Annotated in this window: 18 protein-coding genes; 8 read left to right on the plus strand and 10 right to left on the minus strand. The window is 42.9% G+C overall.

What is annotated here, in order from left to right; translation table 11 throughout:
• Positions 1–6: 6 nt before the first annotated feature.
• On the minus strand, positions 7–1,491 hold the full coding sequence (locus tag F6K63_RS16455; RefSeq protein ID WP_502708044.1) for an alanine/glycine:cation symporter family protein: 1,485 nt from the start codon (positions 1,489–1,491) through the stop codon (positions 7–9).
• Between the two features lie 585 nt (positions 1,492–2,076).
• Here F6K63_RS16455 and rplU point away from each other — a divergent pair.
• Together rplU and rpmA are read left to right on the plus strand one after the other, a co-directional pair.
• Positions 2,077–2,514, plus strand: a complete 438-nt coding sequence (gene rplU / locus F6K63_RS16460; protein WP_008188488.1) for a 50S ribosomal protein L21 — start codon at positions 2,077–2,079, stop codon at positions 2,512–2,514.
• Positions 2,515–2,590: 76 nt separating this feature from the next.
• A complete protein-coding gene (gene rpmA, locus F6K63_RS16465; protein WP_008188487.1) occupies positions 2,591–2,863 on the plus strand; it encodes a 50S ribosomal protein L27 in 273 nt (90 codons plus the stop codon).
• Positions 2,864–3,288: 425 nt separating this feature from the next.
• Here rpmA and F6K63_RS16470 read toward each other — a convergent pair whose 3' ends face one another.
• From F6K63_RS16470 to F6K63_RS16490, 5 genes are all read right to left on the minus strand, one after another.
• Positions 3,289–4,200, minus strand: a complete 912-nt coding sequence (locus F6K63_RS16470; protein ID WP_287251649.1) for a CoB--CoM heterodisulfide reductase iron-sulfur subunit B family protein — start codon at positions 4,198–4,200, stop codon at positions 3,289–3,291.
• Positions 4,201–4,282: 82 nt separating this feature from the next.
• Positions 4,283–5,029 carry a sulfotransferase family 2 domain-containing protein gene (locus F6K63_RS16475; protein ID WP_071102962.1) on the minus strand — a complete coding sequence of 249 codons (747 nt, stop codon included), beginning with the start codon at positions 5,027–5,029 and terminating at the stop codon, positions 4,283–4,285.
• A 168-nt stretch (positions 5,030–5,197) separates the two neighbouring features.
• Complete coding sequence (locus F6K63_RS16480) at positions 5,198–5,341, minus strand: hypothetical protein (RefSeq protein ID WP_165691865.1); 144 nt, start codon at positions 5,339–5,341, stop codon at positions 5,198–5,200.
• Positions 5,320–7,008 carry a glycosyltransferase family 39 protein gene (locus F6K63_RS16485; protein ID WP_287251646.1) on the minus strand — a complete coding sequence of 563 codons (1,689 nt, stop codon included), beginning with the start codon at positions 7,006–7,008 and terminating at the stop codon, positions 5,320–5,322. Before F6K63_RS16485 ends, F6K63_RS16480 begins: the two co-directional genes overlap by 22 nt.
• A gap of 187 nt (positions 7,009–7,195) precedes the next feature.
• On the minus strand, positions 7,196–8,395 hold the full coding sequence (locus F6K63_RS16490; protein ID WP_287251645.1) for a glycosyltransferase: 1,200 nt from the start codon (positions 8,393–8,395) through the stop codon (positions 7,196–7,198).
• Positions 8,396–9,457: 1,062 nt separating this feature from the next.
• Between F6K63_RS16490 and F6K63_RS16495 the strand changes: the two genes are divergently transcribed.
• From F6K63_RS16495 to F6K63_RS16510, 4 genes are all read left to right on the plus strand, one after another.
• Positions 9,458–10,147, plus strand: a complete 690-nt coding sequence (locus F6K63_RS16495) for a glycosyltransferase family 2 protein (RefSeq protein WP_287297058.1) — start codon at positions 9,458–9,460, stop codon at positions 10,145–10,147.
• A 10-nt stretch (positions 10,148–10,157) separates the two neighbouring features.
• A complete protein-coding gene (locus tag F6K63_RS16500; RefSeq protein WP_158026223.1) occupies positions 10,158–10,325 on the plus strand; it encodes a hypothetical protein in 168 nt (55 codons plus the stop codon).
• Positions 10,326–10,334: 9 nt separating this feature from the next.
• Positions 10,335–12,344, plus strand: a complete 2,010-nt coding sequence (locus F6K63_RS16505; protein WP_287312712.1) for an ArnT family glycosyltransferase — start codon at positions 10,335–10,337, stop codon at positions 12,342–12,344.
• A 328-nt stretch (positions 12,345–12,672) separates the two neighbouring features.
• Positions 12,673–13,497, plus strand: coding sequence for a metallophosphoesterase (locus tag F6K63_RS16510; RefSeq protein ID WP_502708321.1), 825 nt, complete (start codon positions 12,673–12,675; stop codon positions 13,495–13,497).
• 496 nt (positions 13,498–13,993) lie between these two features.
• Here the strand turns inward: F6K63_RS16510 and F6K63_RS16515 are convergent, their stop codons facing one another.
• The 4 genes from F6K63_RS16515 to F6K63_RS16530 all read right to left on the minus strand — a co-directional run bounded on the left by F6K63_RS16515 (position 13,994) and on the right by F6K63_RS16530 (position 17,507).
• Positions 13,994–14,413: a hypothetical protein gene (locus tag F6K63_RS16515; RefSeq protein ID WP_071102957.1), complete on the minus strand. Its 420-nt coding sequence runs from the start codon at positions 14,411–14,413 to the stop codon at positions 13,994–13,996.
• 771 nt (positions 14,414–15,184) lie between these two features.
• Positions 15,185–16,852, minus strand: a complete 1,668-nt coding sequence (pyrG, locus tag F6K63_RS16520) for a CTP synthase (RefSeq protein WP_287312714.1) — start codon at positions 16,850–16,852, stop codon at positions 15,185–15,187.
• Between the two features lie 195 nt (positions 16,853–17,047).
• Complete coding sequence (locus tag F6K63_RS16525; protein ID WP_154659921.1) at positions 17,048–17,314, minus strand: hypothetical protein; 267 nt, start codon at positions 17,312–17,314, stop codon at positions 17,048–17,050.
• On the minus strand, positions 17,301–17,507 hold the full coding sequence (locus tag F6K63_RS16530) for a hypothetical protein (RefSeq protein ID WP_044494884.1): 207 nt from the start codon (positions 17,505–17,507) through the stop codon (positions 17,301–17,303). The genes F6K63_RS16525 and F6K63_RS16530 overlap by 14 nt, the downstream gene beginning before the upstream one ends.
• Positions 17,508–18,157: 650 nt before the next feature.
• On the opposite strand from F6K63_RS16530, the gene F6K63_RS16535 reads away from it, so the two are divergent.
• Positions 18,158–18,781, plus strand: coding sequence for a glutathione S-transferase family protein (locus F6K63_RS16535; protein ID WP_287312715.1), 624 nt, complete (start codon positions 18,158–18,160; stop codon positions 18,779–18,781).
• Positions 18,782–19,544: 763 nt separating this feature from the next.
• Positions 19,545–19,875: helix-turn-helix domain-containing protein (locus tag F6K63_RS16540; RefSeq protein WP_287312716.1), on the plus strand; the 331-nt coding region annotated here is incomplete at its 3' end.

Here is a 19,875-nt window from a genome sequence, read left to right on the forward strand (position 1 = left end):
AATCTTCTAGGAAGATTGAGTGACGGTAACTATTTTTCCAGCATTCAAGCGGTCCATATAGTCTTTAAGTTCAGTGGCTACTTTGCTACAGAGTAAGTAGCCACCGAAAAGATTAGGTAAACCCATAGAAAAAAGCATACTATCACTGAAATTAATGACTGCTTCTGGGTTAGCCACAGCTCCAATAAAGATGGTGATAAGAAATAATACTTTGTAGACAATCAACGTTCTCGAACCAAACAAATAATCCCAACAGATTTCACCATAGTAACTCCATGAAATCATGGTAGAGAAAGCAAAAAAGAACACAGAGATGGCAAGGAGGATGGGAAACCAACTAATTACACTCCCAAAAGCAGCAGCGGTCATTTCGGCACCACCGAAGTCAGCAAACTCAGGATTTTTGTATACTCCAGTGATGACTATTACTAGAGAAGTCATATTGCAGATGACCACAGTAACAATAAAAGGTTCGAGTAGGGCTATAATTCCTTCCCGCACTGGTTCCTCAGTCCTGGCAGCGGCGTGAGCCATGGCAGATGAACCAATACCTGCCTCATTAGTAAAGGTTGAACGCCTTAATCCCTGTACTAACACCCCAATCAAACCTCCCTCAACGGCTTGGGGAGAGAAGGCTTCTGTCACAATAGTTTCGATGGCAGATGGGATGCTGGAAAAATTGACAATTAGAATCCAGAGGGATGTCAAAATGTAGATCCCACACATGACGGGTACGATGGTACCAGCCACTAAGCCAATACGTTGAATGCCACCAATAATCACCAATGTCACTAGGCCAACCAGAATTAATCCATAAAGCCAGCCTCGATTGATCAGCCAGGGGACTACGCTGGCCATTACTTCAAAGGATTGGTTAGCTTGAAACATGCTCGAACCACCAAATGACCCAGCAATAGCAAAGATGCAAAATAGGAGGCTCACAATTTTCCCGAGTTTTTGATATCCCATTTCGGCTAAACCAGCCGAGAGGTAATACATTGGACCACCAGCTATAGTTCCGTCTGGTCTGACCACTCGATATTTTTGAGCCAGGGTACATTCTACAAATTTACTGCTCATGGCAAATAAGCCAGCAAGGGTCATCCAGAACGCAGCTCCTGGTCCTCCGATACTGATGGCAAAGGCAACACCGCCAATGCTACCGAGTCCAACACCAGCGGATAGGGCAGTTGATAGAGCTTGAAAGGAAGAGATTTCACCGTTTTGGTTGGGTTGCTCGTATTTGCCTAAGGCGATGTCAATGGCGTGTCGAAATCCCCAGATGTTGATGAAGTTCATCCTGAAGGTGAAGAATAGGCTACCACAGACTAGCCACAAGACAATCAGTGGCATACCACCGATGCTAAAGAAGAGTACATTAGATATGCCATTTAAGATTTGGTTAACAATAGCGGTGAGGTTAGTTAGAACCGAGTTGTTTGCTGCTAGAGCTAGAGTGGATGAGTAAAAAAAAATAGGATTTAGTGTCAACGTCTTTTAGCAATACTTTTTTACCAGGACTTACCGAGATTTCGAAGGGCAAAAGCCTTTAACTTATAGTTATGGGAATGAGCCCGTGGGGAATAAATTCCCCGTGAGCTAATTTTTATCTGGAATGCCGATACTGGCTATTTAGTATATAATAAAGAAGTGATCAAGCTGGGAAAATTACTCTTTGATATAAGTAGGCAGCGTAAAGAATGTGTCAAGAAAATGCACATTGCGCAAGTCTGGTCTAACGATCTGGTCGCCTGCGAAAGTCATTGGACAAAAAATTAGACAAAGCCTGGCAAGTCTTAGCAAAAACCATGAGTACGGTGGGGCACACCGGAACTTAGATCCATGATCTGAACGCTTGGGGAGATTTGGCCTCTACTGTGCTTGGTGTAAACCTGTCATGGCAAGTCAAGTCGTGGAGCCAAGAATCCCCCGGCTTATAGCTGTGGGGAGTGTCAAGTGTACTTTCCTGCTCGGATCAGGTGAAGGCATAGCAAAAGCTGGCACAACCAAGAAATCCTATCCATCGGAACAAACACTAACCAGCTACCTGTACGGCAACTATAGAAAAACAAATCCATGACCTACGCAATTATCGAAACTGGTGGCAAGCAACTGCGAGTCGAACCCGGTCGCTTTTACGACATCGAACTACTGCACGTTGAACCAGAGCAAAATGTCACCATCGACAAAGTCCTGTTCGTTAATCATGATGGTGAAATCAGCATCGGTCAGCCCTTAGTTGAAGGAGCAACCGTACAAGGAACGGTGATGCGACACTTTCGCGATCGCAAAATCATCGTCTACAAAATGCAGCCCAAGAAGAAAACCCGTAAGAAGCGGGGACACAGACAGGAAAAAACCCGTCTGATGATTGATGCTATTAGTATGAATGGTTCTGTGCTCGCCTCGGTTTCCAAAGCAGAGGAAGCACCAGTCTCAGCAGAAACTGCCCCTGAAGCACCAGCAACTGAAGCACCAGCAACTCAGGAAACCGCTGAAACTGCTCCGGAATAGTTTATGGCTCAGACTTGTGCATAGGGCAAAATTACCTCAAAATTCCCGTAAAAACACCTAAATATAAAGGAACATTATGGCTCATAAGAAAGGAACAGGAAGTACTCGTAACGGTCGTGACTCTAATTCCAAACGCCTAGGGGTCAAGCGCTACGGTGGTCAGTTTGTCAAGGCTGGCAACATCTTGGTACGTCAGCGAGGTACTAAGGTTCATCCTGGTACCAATGTTGGTCGCGGCGGTGATGACACTCTATTTGCCATGGCTGATGGCATAGTCACTTTTGAAAGAAGGGGCAAAAGCCAAAAAAAAGTCAGCGTTTACCCGGTTGAAACCGAAGCATCAGCTTAGATACAACAGTTTATAGTTGAGACTGAAATCCCTCCATCAGCAGTTGGCTGCTGTTGATGGTAACTGATGAGGCACCCCCGAGGGGGTGCTTTTCTCTTGAAAATATGTCTGGCAAAGACAAAAGGTAATGGGTAATGGGTAATCGTTAACTACCAATTACCCATTACCCGATAAGGGAGATGATAATTAGTCAACCGGTAAGCATTCAGCCGTCAGCTGTCAGCCGTCAGCTTTTAGCTCACGGCTGACAGCTTAAAATAAACCTTGAAAAGGATAATTTAATAGTTCCAGATTAATGAGAATTGAAAGTCTGGGGATTTGCCCTTGGCCGATAGCCACGCATCGCGCATAAGCTGATAGCTGATAGCTGATAGCTGAATGCTTACGTCAACCGGATTTAGACTTCACACTTGATAGGTCACACTTCATACTTTATGGCCCAACTTCTCTAATACAGGTCCAGTCGAAACCACGTGCCGTTCTAAACCCAGTTGCTTTGGACTAACCCCTAGCGCTAGGGCAACTAACTGGGGTAAATGCAATACTGGTAACCTGAACTGACGCCCAATCACCTTTTCTACCTCCGGTTGACGGGAGTCCAGATTAAGATGACACAACGGACAAGGGGTCACCATGCAGTCGGCACCAGCATCCAAGGCTTCCTGAATATGCCTCCCTGCCATCTTGAAGGATTGTTCTGTGGCATAACTAGAAATTGGCCAACCACAACATTGAGTACGACCTCGGTAATATACAGGTGTTGCTCCTACAGTGCGAAATACAGTTTCCATGGATTCTGGATGCACTGGGTCATCGTAGGGGATTGATGTCTGAGCTCGCAGCAAATAACAACCATAGAATGCAGCACATTTGAGTCCAGTTAGCTTACGACTCACCTGTGCGGCTAGGGCTTCCATGCCGTAATCTGCCACCAATGCCCACAGTAAATGCTTGACTTCCGTAGTGCCTTTGTAAGGAGAACAGCCTTCTTTTTTCAGCAAGCCATTGACTTTTTCCACATAAGCTGTGTCGGTCTCTTGGAATTCCTTTAAACGCTCATCTACATGACCAATTACTCCCTGACAGGTGCTGCAATGGGTTAACAGGGGTAGATTCAGCTCCTCAGCTAGGGCGATATTGCGAGCGTTAACAGTGTCTTCTAGGAGTTGGGAATCTTCTTTGAAGGTACCAGAACCACAACAAGCAGCTTTTTTCAACTCAATCAGTTCAATACCTAGCGCTTGGGTTAAAGCTGACGTAGATTGGTATAGTTCTCCACAGGCTCCTTGAGCAACACAGCCGGGAAAATAGGCATATTTGAGCGTAGCAGATGGCATAGTAATTTATACTTAATCGCCTTAAAGCGGTTAGAGATCAGCTCAAGGGTAACAGCTGATGCCCTAACCGTTACTAGCTTGTTCAAAATTCGTAACCGTAGCGCTTTAGTTCTTCGTGAAAAACGTACTGGACAATTTTTCGCGATCGCTCATTATAGTACTCTCGATAGTTTTTCTTTCTTTCTTCGGTTTTGTTGATCACTGGTATTTGCACTTTGAAGGGCACTCCAGCTTTATCCAGGACTCTGTCAAAATCATCCTGAAGGGTTTCAAAACGCATTACACTATCCATACCTTTGGTATAACTTCCATAGAGTGTATACGGTTCAGCGGGAAGACCTACAAACTGTTTAAGTCGGTTTCGATTAGTATTCCGAACCAGGGATTGAAGGGTTCGTTTCAGTCCATTGCCGTAAATAGAGCCATAGTGTTTCTCAATCCAATCATTAAATGAATGGGTTTTGCAAAATTCCATGTCTTCTATATAACCCGGTAGACGGTGAACCCATGACGTGGAGTCAGCGATAAAGTGTTGGTATTTTGAGGCTCTTTTTACATAGTCGGAAGCTAAACTGTCAAAAGGGTTGCGAATACAACTAAATTTTAGATAAGATGCTGCCTCTTTTTCTGTCAAAAGATTGCGTCTGAACATCTCTCGTAGAGAATGATGTCTTCTGTGCATCAAAAATTTTCCGTTGGCGTCTAGGATGTCTTGGGGGGGGACTAGTTCACCTTCTAGCTTTTTTTCGAGGACATCTTCTACTGCTGTGCAACCAGTTCGCGGTGCCATCAGGTAGAGTAAGCCGTATTTACGGCAAATCATTGCCATGAGCAAGCTCCTGTTATTCTAGGGATTATTATAAACAAGACGTAAGCTATCAGCTATCAGCATTCAGCTATCAGCATTCAGCTATCAGCATTCAGCTATCAGCATTCAGCTATCAGCATTCAGCTATCAGCTTTGGGCCTGTGGTCAGGCTACTGTTTGCGCAGCACCTCAAGTAGTGTGAGCTCTTAGCTGACGGCACCTCAAGTAGCGTGGCCAAAGGCCAACGGCTGACGGCTGACGGCTGACGGCTGACGGCTGATAGCTGACGGCTGATAGCTGAATGCTTAAGTTTATTGCTTTACTAGTTTCCACAGAAACGTTTTAATTTCGTAGGTTGGTTCAAGTTTATGGTTCCATTTGCCAATAAGTTCTGATTTATAGTTGTATTGTTTTTCGAATTTTTCTCGCAATTCCTTAGATGGATTATATAAAAATAAATCACTGAATTCATCGGTATTTTCGGGGATGATTAACTGTTTGCTTTTTTCGCCATTAGGCATCTTTACGGATTTGTCGCTTAACCAAGAAAACTTCACTTTGGAGTCGAGAAGGTAAGACAGGGAGATCACTTCCAGACTTTTTGTCAGCAAGAGGGGTTGGTCAGCCTGGTTAATGATTGCTGCTACCTGGGTATGGTTAGCACTAGTATACTTGTTCCACCAAAATTCTGCTTGAGAACTGATCACACAGGATAGAATTCCACCAGACAGTAGCAAAATCATTCCGAGTCGCCATAGCTTCTGTTGCCATACTCCCTGAAAAATACTAGTTACTTTGTTAGTTATTTTGTTAGTAAATAGGTAAGCAACTGCTAGCTGAATACCAAGATAACAGGGAATTAGATAGCGAGTTACGCTAGAACGCTTGCCTCCGGAAATTAAATCCGGTAGCACTAGGGCTAAGGCGGTAACTCCAATTAATGTCAAGATGAATAGACTAACTCGTTTGGGACTATGACGACAGAGAAAGTAAATGGCATAGCCGACTAGGATTAAGATTATTACAGAGACCACTACGCTGGGGAAATTTAAGCCTTGGTTGAGATCAAAGAAACTCCGATTAATATTAATCAGCCAGGTTTGGGCTAATGATGATAAGGGAACTTCTTTGAGTGCCCATTTGGTTTTGCTGGATACCTTAGAAAGGTTACTGTTAGAAACCAGTAACCAAGGGACAAATACCATCAAAGCCATTAACGATGATAGCCCATAGTAAACAATAATTTTACTGAAGCGGAACCGTTCTGTTACCAGTACATAGATGCCATGGCTGATGGCTACTAAGATAGAAAATAAAAAGGTATAAAATCCTGTCACTAACGTGAGGGCGTAAATTCCCCAGGTAGAGATAAAGTGTAGGATGTCTCTAATCTTACTGGTGGTGTTTCTTGGTTTGGTTAAGCGTATTGCCCGTAACAGTGCTGCACTTGATAGCAAAATAGTTACGCCCCATAAGCCATACTGTCTTGCTGCTTGGGCATACAATACCTGAAAGGGAGAAACGGCAACTAAGGCCATAGCTACCCATCCCACCAAGGACGACTCGAATAATTCTTGACATAACCAATAGATAGCAGGAAACATCAGCAAGCTAATCAGAGCTGAAAAACTTCTCCTCACTGCTACTGAATTCCCAAATAACTGCCCCCAAAATCGCGCCATCACGTAATAGAATGGGGGATGTTGAGGTTCTTCAAACGCCAATCCCTTAATCGTACCAATCAAAGTTTTTTCCGGATTTGTCTGCTGATACTTATGTAATTCTTTAATAGCGATCGCATCCCCATTGGAAATTTCTGGTATCATGTCTGACAATCGATAACCAGAAATCCGTAGCGAGGTAAAGGTTTCATCAATCCAGTAGTTTTTTTTGTCAATATTTACGAATCGAAACACTATTCCTAGCATCAACAGGATAATAATTAAAAGCCCTAACCAAGTTGATGTAAATCTACGAGTTTGCTGCAATTTGTTTACCATATAGGTTTACCATAGATGATATTCATTGTTATGAAGTACATTCAATTTTCTTACCGCGACTCCCTCGGTGCGCTTTCCGTTGGCGAATTAAATTCGCCACGGGTCGCACCGCTCCCGACTCCCTAAAACCTTTTGCTGTTGACGGTCAACAGTCAACAGTCAACAGTCAACAGTCAACCGGTTATCATTATTTTTGCGTCACTCGCCAGTTGAGTTTTAGATTAATCCAGAAATTCCAGAAAGTAACGGCTGCGATCGCAATACCATTTGCAATCAGATAGTTAATTCCCAGGAGATTAAACAACAGATTCAACAACAGCACATTTAGGCACAAACCGATCAAACAGACCAGGTTAAACTTCAAAAACCGTTTCAAGCGCTTACCCCATCCCCACTGCTGACTCGCTATATCCCTAAATGTCCAGGCATCGTTCCAAATAAAGTTATTCATAATGGCCGCTTCAGCAGCAATAATTTTACTGCGGGTGAGTCCCCAACCCAAACTAGCAGGGTCATGGAGTAAGTAAAGCACAGTCATATCCACAAATACCCCACTGAATCCCACTAAGCCAAAACGAATAAACCGCTTTAAGGGGAAGGGAATGCCTTTTCTAAGTTTACCAATGGTTCCGAGAGAAAACCTTAACCGGAGTAAGTGTCTAATATAGTCTACATACTGTTTCCAGGTAACTTTGCTCTCTCCTGAGAGTCTCTCTTGAAATACATAGCCAACTTCTGCAATTCGGCCAATTTTTCCCCTAGCCAGCACTTCAATTAGAATCTTGTACCCCAGAGGATTGAGGTCTTTTTCCTGAATGGCACTACGGCGTACCATAAAAAAACCGCTCATTGGGTCAGAAACACGACCGATAACTTCTGGTAAAATCGATAATCCTAAAAGTTGAGCACCTCTGGATAAGAAACGCCTCACTACACTCCAATCACTAACACCACCATCGTCTACATGACGACTGGCAATAGCGATATCGGCTCCATCCTCCATTGCTACCAAAAGTTTTACTAATATCTCTGGTGGATGCTGTAAATCCCCATCAATTACCCCCAAAATTTTTCCAGTACCTACCTTCCAGCCGTGAATAACTGCTGTAGATAACCCCCGTTCATGCTGACGGCGAATTACCTGTAACTGTGGATAGTCCGACATCAGAGCCTGGGCGATTTCCCAGGTACGATCAGGACTATCGTCATCTACTACAATTAGTTCGTATTGGTTTGGTATAGCTTCATCGAGCAAATTGCTCAGGATTCTAATTAGCTCCCCGATGTTTCTACTCTCGTTATAGGTGGGAATCACCAAGGATAAGGAAGAATCACTAAGGTGAGATTCTTCTGGTGTTATGTAGTCATTACTGGTATCCAAAGACATACTCTCTTGGTTGATGGAATTTTTTTTAGGTTAATGGTGCTAGATGTTAGATGTTAGGTTTTGGGTTAATGGTGTTAGTACTTAATGTCTAGCGCGCCTAATACCTAGTGCTATCAAGCCTATGGCATTAGTCATTAGTTTAGTTATTAGTCACTAGTTATCAGTCATTAGTCAAAATACGTAAGCATTCAGCTATCAGCTATCAGCTATCAGTGCTATCAGACCAATTAAAGTAGGGTGGGCAAAGTAGTATAATCTAGAATACTCAAAAGAAGCAAACTGTTTTTGCCCACCCTACAAGCTGCTATCAGCTATCAGTGCTATCAGACCAATTAAAGTAGGGTGGGCAAAGTAGTATAATCTAGAATACTCAAAAGAAGCAAACTGTTTTTGCCCACCCTACAAGCTGCTATCAGCGTGTCGCGGATCAGACCAATTAAAGTAGGGTGGGCAAAGTAGTATAATCTAGAATACTCAAAAGAAGCAAACTGTTTTTGCCCACCCTACAAGCTGCTATCAGCGTGTCGCGGATCAGACCAATTAAAGTAGGGTGGGCAAAGTAGTATAATCTAGAATACTCAAAAGAAGCAAACTGTTTTTGCCCACCCTACAAGCTATCAGCCAAAGTCTGACGGCTGACCGCTGACGGCTGAATGCTTACCAAAATACTAATGAGTAATGAGCAACGACTCCCCAATCAGGCTTGAGCGTAATGGTTTAGTAGTTGCTCTATGTTAGTTGCTCTATGTTGCTCTATTTAGTTGATCTATTTATAATCCTACAGTAGAATTATACTAATTTATTCAGGGTGTCAAGTAGTCAACCTCAAACCTGTCTATCAATCCTGGTCGTGCCCTGAATTTGAGGGTTCAATCCCATCTAATCACGGGGAAACTTCCCATAACTTTATGTAACTGACGTTATGTAAATATTTCGTGATGTGTTTAGGGGCTCAAACTCTCTACTTAACCAAAGGCTAGGGGAATTAGGCGGGGATTATGTAAAGATTATGTAAAGTTTTAAGCTAATCAAATTATTTGCTTATTATTAAGGATTAAGCTTATGAAGCTAAGTGTTGTAATACCCTGTTTTAACGAAGTCAACACAATTGCCAATGTTATTGAAGCTGTCAAAGCATCTCCGGTTAAAGAGTGCGAAATTATTGTTGTCGATGACTACTCAACGGATGGCACTAGAGAGATTTTAGAGTCATCACTAGAATCCCAGATTGACCATGTTGTCTATCATCACAAGAATCGGGGCAAAGGAGCTGCCTTACGGACTGGGTTTGGCTTGGCTACTGGAGATATCGTAATCGTTCAAGACGCTGATTTAGAGTACGATCCCCAGGAATATCCCTTGTTAATGCAGCCGATTATTGATGGCAAAGCGGATGTGGTTTATGGCTCCCGTTTCGCTGGCGGTGGTCCCCATCGGGTAGTGTACTACTGGCATATGGTGGGCAATAAATTTTTAACCATGCTCTCCAATATGTTTACCAATATTAACCTTACCGATATGGAAACCTGCTATAAGGCATTCCGGCGTGAACTTATCCAATCTATCAAAATCGAAGAATCTCGGTTTGGCTTTGAACCAGAAATTACTGCTAAGGTTGCCAAAAAGAAATGCCGCATCTATGAAGTAGGAATATCTTACTATGGTCGCACTTACGAAGAAGGGAAAAAAATTGGCTGGAGGGATGGGTTTAGGGCAATATTCTGTATCTTAAAATACAATCTTTTTCGTTAGTCATAATCTGATGGTGGGCAGTCATAATCCGATGGTGGGCAGTGCCGAGCAACCCTATTACAAACTTCGGAATCTGTCTGATACACTGCCCACCCTACATGAACTTTTGGTTAATCACTTACTCCCTACTCCCTATTCCCTATTCCCTATTCCCTATTCCCTATTCCCTTTGCTATAATAACTAACTATGTTGGCTTTGCTCCCTCTGATTACCTTCACTGTTTTATTTCTCTTCATCTATCGTTACAATTATTGCTGGCGTAGTTCCCTATTGTGGACAGCTATTACCTGGGGAGTCTTATTAACCTTTATCACTGAAGTTTTAAGTTTATTTAAGTTAATTACTTGGGGTTGGTTAGCGGGAATCTGGGGTTTACTGAGTCTGACGTTGATTTTTGCCTACTTTCGGACTGTTAAACCAGAACGAGTCACCCGCACCGAGGATTCACAACATGGGATTGGGCAAAATGGGATTGGGCAAAGCTCACCCTCCACGAATGGGCAAAATCCAAACAATGGGAATGCCCAAATCTCTGGTTTTTTACTGGTATTACTTGGAGGTATAGGATTTCTGGTCGCTATCGTAGGCTTAACTGCTATCGTTGCGCCTCCCAACACCTGGGATTCTATGACTTACCACATGAGTCGTGTGCTTCATTGGATGCAGCATCACAGTGTTGCCCATTATCCTACCCATATTCCCAGACAGCTTTACCAAAACCCTTGGGCTGAATTTACGATCATGCATTTTCAACTCCTGAGTGGGGGCGATCGCTTAGCTAATCTTGTCCAATGGTTCAGTATGATTGGTAGCGTGATTGGGGTATCTCTGATTGCTAAAGAATTGGGAGCGGCGATACGAGGACAGGTTTTTGCTGCTGTCGTCGCTGCGACTATTCCCATGGGAATCCTACAAGGGTCAAGTACCCAGAATGATTATGTGGTTTCGTTCTGGGTGATTTGTTTGGCTTACTTTATTATTTTGACTATCAAATCCAGAGTTAGCTGGATTAATATATTAGGGGTTGGTGCTACCATGGGGATGGCTATTGTTACGAAAGCAACAGCCTATATTTATACATTACCCTTATTTATTTGGTTTTCACTGATGATGATTAAGCGCCTACGTTGGCGATGGTGGAAGCCAATTTTAGCGGTAGGGGTTATTGTTATTTTACTTAATCTTGGTCACTATATCCGTAACTTTGAATTGTATGGCACTCCAATTGCCACGGCTTCAGAAGAACTACGATATACTAATGAAATTTTTACAACGTCAGTATTAGTCTCCAATATTTTGAGAAATATTGGTCTTCACCTGGGAACACCGATTGGGATTATTAATGCTATATCTAATAAGATAATTAATTTATGCCATCTTGTTTTAAGTGTAGATATTAGTGACCCCCGCACTACCTATACCGGAAACTTTGGGATTCCTGGTAGCTTATCAACTCTGGGAATTAATGCTACGGAAAACAACACCAGCAACACCCTTCATCTAGTTTTAATCGTTTTTTCAGTCATCGCTTGTTTCATCCAACGACAGGGTCGAAAGCAACGCTATATAATCAGTTACATTGCTGTGATTATTAGCATATTTCTGCTATTTTGTTTCCTGTTGAAATGGCAATGGTGGAACAGTCGGCTTCATTTACCAATTTTCTTACTTTTTTCTGCAGTAGTTGGAATAGTATTGTCCCAAATTAAGCTACGTCAAGTTGCCAATGTTATAGCAGTGGTTCTGATCATCACATCATTACCATGGGCATTATCTGGCAGAGAACGACCTCTTCTGGGCGCTAACAGTATTTTCAACACTAGCCGTACTGAGCAATATTTTAACAGTAAGTCTCGAATCCAATCAGCTTACCTCGGTGCTAGTGATATTTTGAAAAGTAATAAATGTACAGATATTGGACTGTATTTAGGTGATAATGACTGGGAATACCCATTATGGATACTGTTACAAGAACAGACTGATTTACCAGTGAGGATTAAACATATAAACGTTAAGAATACATCAGCCAGCAAGTCTGAAGTTTCCACCAATAGCGAATTTATTCCTTGTGCAATTTTTTCAACTAAACCTGAACCTGATAAAACAAACCAAGCTGAGGAAATAACTTACCAAAATATAATTTATCCTCAAGCTTGGTCAAAAGATAAGGTCAAGATTTTTATTAGTCAAAAATAATCCTGATTTTATCCCTAATTCTAAATTAGATTTTAAGCTATCAGCGGTCAGCCGTCAGCGGTCAGCCGTCAGCGGTCAGCCGTCAGCCGTCAGCTTTGTGGCACAGGCTTTGGCCTTTGGCCACGCTGTGCGAACGACGCTGTGACTTTTGTGACTATTAAACAAATGGTTACCTGTTTTATTCAAAAACTGATAGCTATTAGCTGATGGCTGATAACTGATAACTGATAGCTGATAGTTGATGGCTGATAGCTGATAGCTGATGGCTGATAGCTGATGGCTGAGCTATGCTGGAGGCAAGTGTTTAATGACCCTCTTGATTAGCTGGATGAATTGGATATTTTCAGGACCGATAAGGGTAGAAAAAATCACCGTTACGATCGCCGATTTACCTACGTCATTGCGAGGTACAACAATTGTACAACTATCCGATTTACATTATGATCGACAGCAGTTACGAGAAAATATCTTAGCTGACGCTATTGAAGCCGCTAATCAAGCTCAACCTGATCTAGTCGTCTTAACTGGCGACTACGTAACCAATAGCCCGACTCCGATTTATCTACTAGTGCGGCGATTGAAGTATCTGGAAAGTCGCCATGGAATCTATGCTGTACTGGGTAACCATGATTTAGTCTGGCGTCATTCAAAAGCAACAGTTACTCAGGCTCTAACTAAGATTGGTGTGAAGGTGTTGTGGAATGCGATCGCTTATCCGTTTGGAGCACAATTACCGCTAGTAGGACTTGCTGATTTTTGGTCTGGTGATTTCAATCCTGGTCCAGTGCTCAATCAAATTGACCCCAAAACACCCCGGATTGTCTTATCCCACAACCCTGATACTGCGGAGATATTACAGCGTTGGCGAGTGGATTTACAGTTGTCTGGTCATACCCATGGTGGTCAGATTGTGATTCCAGGAATCGGACCTGCGCCAGCAATGTTAAAAACCCTCCGGAAGTATATTCCTAAATCTGTGCAGCCCTGGATACCGTATTTGAAAGTATGTTCAAAAGTAACTAAGCACTGGGAATGGTCTGAGGGTTTACATCGGATCGGTAGAAACCAGTTGTATACTAATCGTGGTTTAGGAACTTATTGGCCAGGTCGTCTATTTTGTCCACCAGAAGTGACAGTAATTACATTGAATTAAGAATGTAGAATTAAGAATGTAGAATTAAGAATGGGGAATTAAGAATGGGGAATTAAGAATGTAGAATTAAGAATGTAGAATTAAGAATGTAGAATTAAGAATTAAGAATTAAGAATTAAGAATGTAGAATTAAGAATGTAGAATTAAGAATGGGGAATTAAGAATGTAGAATTAAGAATGTAGAATTAAGAATGGGGAATTAAGAATGGGGAATTAAGAAGGCAGAAGCCAGAAGCCAGAAGCCAGAAGCCAGAAGCCAGAAGCCAGAAGCCAGAAGCCAGGGGAGCATCTCATTTTGGAAACAATATTACCCAAAGCAACGATATTTCAAGGGTTTCAGCCCCCTAACAAGAGCTAACGTGCCAAATTGGGATGCTCCCGAAGCCAGAAGCCAGAAGCCAGAAGGTAGCATGTATAATTCTAAATTCTAAATTCTAAATTCTAAATTCTAAATTATTAATTCTAAATTCCCAATTCTAAATTCTAAATTCTATAATTACGTTAGTAGGTAGCCAGTTTTTTGTTCAATGTAGTCTATTATCTTATGATAAATGTCTGGATATTTTTGTTCGCTAATAATGATGGGCATGGAACTGTCAGGTAACCAAAAGGTTAATCTCTGATTTGGGTAGTGACAAAAACTACTGATTTTGTTGAGGTCAAGGATATAATCATGACGCTCGTAACTGAATGTAATCCAAAAACCTGAAGGTGATCGTGCTGATAACTTTTGAATGTAGTTGACCACTCGTTGATAACCGTCTGGGTCATTTTGACGGTTGATAATAATGGGAATAGTACTATCGGGTAACCAGAAGGTTATTTTTCCGTTGGGTCCATGGGTGAATGTACTAAGCCGATCCAGATCAATAACATATTCTCGATGATCGTAATTAACTTTTATCCAGTAACTCACAAAACCTCCTTATTGAAATAATGGGTTGGTAATACTAGCAATTACCAATTCGAACGAGTCCAGTTAATCACTTTAGCAAAGGGAACAGGAAACAAAAATTATCACAATTCCTATACGGATTGCTCTTCTTATTCAGATTACTGGTTACTTCTTGTTAATTAACACTTGTTACTTGTTACTGGGAGCATTTCACCTTTGTAATTATGTACATATATCCCCCCTAACCCCCCTTAATCAAGGGAGGAATTAGATTCAAAAGTCCCCCTTATTAAGGGGGATTTAGGGGGAGCTGAATCAGGAATTAACAAAACTGACATGCTCCATTTGTTACTTGTTACTTGACTTTCAACCAAGAAGGATAAATAGTTAACCAGGATAGGAAAAATGTAGAATGTAGAATGTAGAATTAAGAATGTAGAATTAAGAATGTAGAATTAAGAATGTAGAATTAAGAATGTAGAATTAAGAATCCAATTCTAAATTCGCGCATTCTTAATTCTTAATTCTATTAAGATCATCCCTGAATTGAGCGAAAGTTGAAGCCCCAACCTACTTGGTGTCGGTTGGGGTACTTCACTGTTGCCTAGCTGCTGATCAAGCTAAGTCATATTTCAGGGGTTTATTCCTCAGAGCCGGATAATTTCTGTGGAATCATGTTTTGATGGAGGGTAATTATCCGGCATGATGTCATTGATCCCCTAATCTGCGACATATGTGACATCCGTTGCCCTATTTACCCTGATCAATACCGAAAGCACCTGCGTCACATACTTAGCAGCTTACTTCCGCAACGGATTGCTGGTTTTCGCTAGTACTGCCGTTAGTAGTGGACTGTTTAACCTGTGCTTTGTCAAGGGTAGCTTGCACAAATCCCACAAACAATGGATGGGGATGACTGGGACGGGAGCTAAATTCTGGGTGGAACTGAGTGGCAATAAAGAAGGGGTGTTGTTTCAATTCAATCATTTCCACGAGGCGACCATCGGGAGAAGTACCACTAATCACATAACCTGTTTCTAGAAATAGGTTGCGATAAGCGTTATTAAATTCATAGCGGTGGCGGTGGCGCTCATAAATTACTTCCTGTTGGTAGAGGGAAGATGCTAGAGTATTAGGTGCTATACGGCATGGGTAGAGCCCTAAACGCATGGTACCGCCTAAATCCACTACATCTTGTTGCTCTGGCAATAGATGAATGACGGGATTCTTGATATCAGTGAAAAACTCGGCACTATGGGCATCTTCTAAGAGGGCTATGTGCTTTGCCCATTCAACTACAGAACACTGCATCCCTAAACATAAGCCCAGCAAGGGAATCTGATTTTCCCTAGCATACCGAATTGCTTCAATTTTGCCATCTACTCCCCGAATCCCAAAGCCTCCAGGAATAAGGATACCGTTAAAACCGTTTAGGAAGGGTTCAGGGCCGTAAGCTTCCACATCCTCAGCACTAACCCAGTGTATTTTGATTTTGGTATCCTTTGCGATCGCAGCATGCTGCAAAGCTTCCACAACGGATAGATAGGCATCAGTTAGTTTGATATACTTACCAACAATGGCAATTTCAAGATGGTGAGTGGGATTATGCAAACGCTCAACTAACCGCTGCCAATGGGTTAAATCTGGTTCCCGTTGCTCCATCTGGAATAACTCTAGGGTTTGCTGGGCTAGTCCTTCTTTTTCTAGCATTAGGGGGACTTCGTAGATACTGCTGGCGTCCTGTGCAGAAATAACTGACTCTACTGGTACATCACAGAATGCTGATATTTTATCTTTTAATCCGCTTGGGAAAGCGCGATCGCATCGGCAAATTAAAATATCCGGTTGAATCCCAATGGCACGCAATTCCTTGACGGAGTGCTGGGTTGGCTTAGTTTTTATTTCTCCAGCCGCAGGAATCCAAGGTAATAGGGTGACGTGCATATAAAGGACGTGATTGCGCCCGACATCCTTACGGAATTGACGAATTGCTTCCAAAAACGGTAGGGATTCAATATCCCCCAATGTGCCACCAATTTCTGTAATCACTACATCAGGATTGGAATTTTGGGCAACTCGATGAATGCGCTGTTTTATTTCATTGGTAATGTGGGGAATCACCTGCACTGTCCCCCCCTGGTAGTCACCGCGACGTTCTTTATTGATTACGGCTTGATAAATCGAGCCAGTTGTGACACTGTTTAGGCGAGAGACAGAGGTATCCGTGAAGCGTTCATAGTGACCTAAATCTAAATCTGTCTCGGCACCGTCTGATGTTACAAACACTTCTCCATGTTGGTAGGGACTCATGGTTCCCGGATCTACGTTAATATAGGGGTCTAGTTTAAGAATCGAAACGGAATAGTTCCGGGATTTGAGTAAACGTCCCAAGCTAGCAGCAACAATCCCCTTGCCAATACTGGATACAACCCCTCCAGTGATGAAGACAAACTTAGTCATAATAGTAATAATATTATAGCGCGATATAGATTTTCTGGGTTCATTGTGCCATGGTACACCAGAGTTGTTTGGTGCTGCTGAGCTATCAGCTATCAGCTATCAGTATTCAGCTATCAGCTATCAGTTACCAGCAATCAGCAATCAGCAATCAGTTATCAGCAATCAGCAATCAGCAATCAGTTATCAGCTTAAGCGCTACGCGCACGCTACTTGAGGTGCTATCAGCTTAAGCGCTACGCGCACGCTACTTGAGGTGCTATCAGCTTTCAGCCAACGGCTGACCACTGACCACTGAAGGTGACGGCTGACGGCTGACCACTGACGGCTGACCACTGACGGCTGACCACTGACGGCTGACGGCTGACGGCTGACCACTGACCACTGACCACTGACCACTGACCGCTGACCGCTGACCGCTGACCGCTGACCGCTGATCGATGCAAAACCCCTAGGATTCCTCATCCATTGGATTACCGAGGTCTAGATTACCGACGTCAAAGACAATGACAAATTGAGCATCAGGCATTAATCGTTTCAGAGCCCATAAATGTCCCTCTGCATCGGACCGGTTCCGGAAGCGAGCAACGACTCTCCGCTGCATCTTGGGTAACAGCCGAATGACCACCCACGGATGAAGGCGTTCAGAATAACTCATAATCAAACTATCTCCTTTTGTAGGGGAGCCAGAGCTAGCCCGCCGACGGTCCAACATCTACGGGCTAGCTCTTGACTCCGGGCGTCTCAGCGCCCACTCTTATAGTTTAGCACAAAAAATATAATATTATAACATATTTTGAAAAGTTTTGTGAAAAACTGGTTGGGAGTAGGGAATTGGGAGTAGGGAATTGGGAATCGGGAATCGGGAATCGGGAATCGGGAATCGGGATCGGGAATAAGGAATAGGTAAAAAATTTTATGTACCTTTATAGCTTATAGTTATGAAAAACGCTGTATAGCATTTATAAATAGGTCATTAACAATCTGGCGGATTTCTCATAACATCAAAAAGTCTTTGTAGCTTATTGATACAGTCGCTAATGGGGTAGCATCCTTTGACCGCGCTGCATCGCTCTTTTCTACTATTCCCGATTCCCGATTCCCTGCTCCCTGCTCCCTACTCGCTGCTCCCTAAAACCCAGAAATTTCTACCTCACAAAATTAACAACTACTTGACTTATTGCTATGGATCTATTATTCTGTTTATTAGCTACTTTATCCACTTATATAATCCTTGGATACGTTAATCCTGTCAGTGGGCAAAGTGCATTTAATACTTCTAAGGTAAACGAATCTAGATCTATAACAATGTCTTATCCTACTCAAGAGTCAGAATTCAGTAGTCATGACAATTTTGAAGTCAGTCAATCATCTGCACAACTAAAACTTTATGGTGCTCTTCGGAGCCGAGCTGCGATTGTGCAGTGGTATCTTGAGGAGTTGGGAGTGCCCTATGAGTATATCTTGCTGGATATGAAAGCTGGAGAGCATAAACAGCAGGAATACCTGTCGATTAATCCGATGGGGAAGGTGCCAGCAATTGTGGATGGGGACTTCAAACTTTGGGAGTCGGGAGCGATTTTGGTTTACTTAGCTAATAAGTATGAAGAAACCCCTATTTCTCTAGAAGAACAGTCGGAGATTTTGCAGTGGGTGTTGTTTGCTAATGCTACCTTAGGACTAGAATTGTTTGTGGACGATAGACGGGAGAAAGAAACGCCCCGTTTGTTGAAGCCACTAAATGAAATATTAACCGATAAACCGTTTTTGTTAGGGGATAAGTTAAGTGTGGCTGATATTGCAGTAGGGTCTTATTTAGCTTATGCCAAAATACTGGTAAATTTGGATTTGAAGGAGTATCCAGCTGTTGCTGATTATGTGATGCGTTTGTCTGAACGTCCAGCTTTTAGAGAAACTATTGGTAATCGGTAATCGGGAGTGGGGAGATGGGGAGATGGGGAGATGGGGAGATGGGGAGATGGGGAGATCGGAACAGTAACGAGAATTGTATTAGTTGTATTTGGTGCGTACGCATACCGGTTCTCTGCGATGTGCCGCAGGCACCGCTACGCGTACGCATACCGGTTCTCTGCGATGTGCCGCAGGCACCGCTACGCGTACGCATACTGGTTCTGTAAACGCGTACGCATACTGGTTCTGTAAACGCGTACGCATACCGGTTCTCTGCGATGTGCCGCAGGCACCGCTACGCGTACGCAATATGGGCTGCTCATCAGTGCGTCAGTGCAACAGTTTTCTGACCCCTTTTCCCACTAATACCACACTTACAACCTTTACAACTTTTACCACCCTCTAGCTAGAGATAGTGTCAGTGCAACAGTTTTTGTGACCCTTTAAACTTTTTCCTCTCTTACCACCCTTAAAACCCCTAAACTCAGATATAGCAGTCGCCAGGGCAGTTAGGACATGACAAAAGTCTCAAAGCTAAGTATAGCAATAGTTTTACTTCTGACTTCTGACTTCTGCTATAGCGTCAATGCAACAGTTTTTCTAACCCCTCTTACCACCCTTACCACTCTCTAGCTAAAGATAGTGTCAATGTCTTGATGCAGCGCGGTCATGGGGGTTTCCCCCATGACCGCGCTGCATCGCTGCAATAGTTTTTCTAACCCCTTGCATTTTATGAGAATTTGTGTTAAGTTAACAGTAACGTTAAAGCAATGGTTTTGCTGCCATGATGATTTCTACCGCCCAAGCCGCTGAATTACTAGGTGTTTCTGCCACTCGCGTCCGTTTCCTGCTGAGCAAAGGCAGAGTGAAGGGGGCTTATAAGGTGGGTAGGACTTGGGTGATTCCTCTGTTTGATGGTATGCCGGTGGTCACTCCTGGTACTCGCGGACCGAAGCGGAATTGGTCAAAGCGCACGGAGTACACTAAGGCTGTGATTCACGTTAATCAGAAGGTAATTCGCCAAAATCTCAAGAGCGGGGAGCGCAACCCTGTGATCACGGTGAAACGGGGTTCTAAAAATACTTACGGTCATACGGTAGAAGTCAATGGCCCCT

Source organism: Moorena sp. SIO1G6 (assembly GCF_010672795.1).
GTDB lineage: Bacteria > Cyanobacteriota > Cyanobacteriia > Cyanobacteriales > Coleofasciculaceae > Moorena > Moorena producens.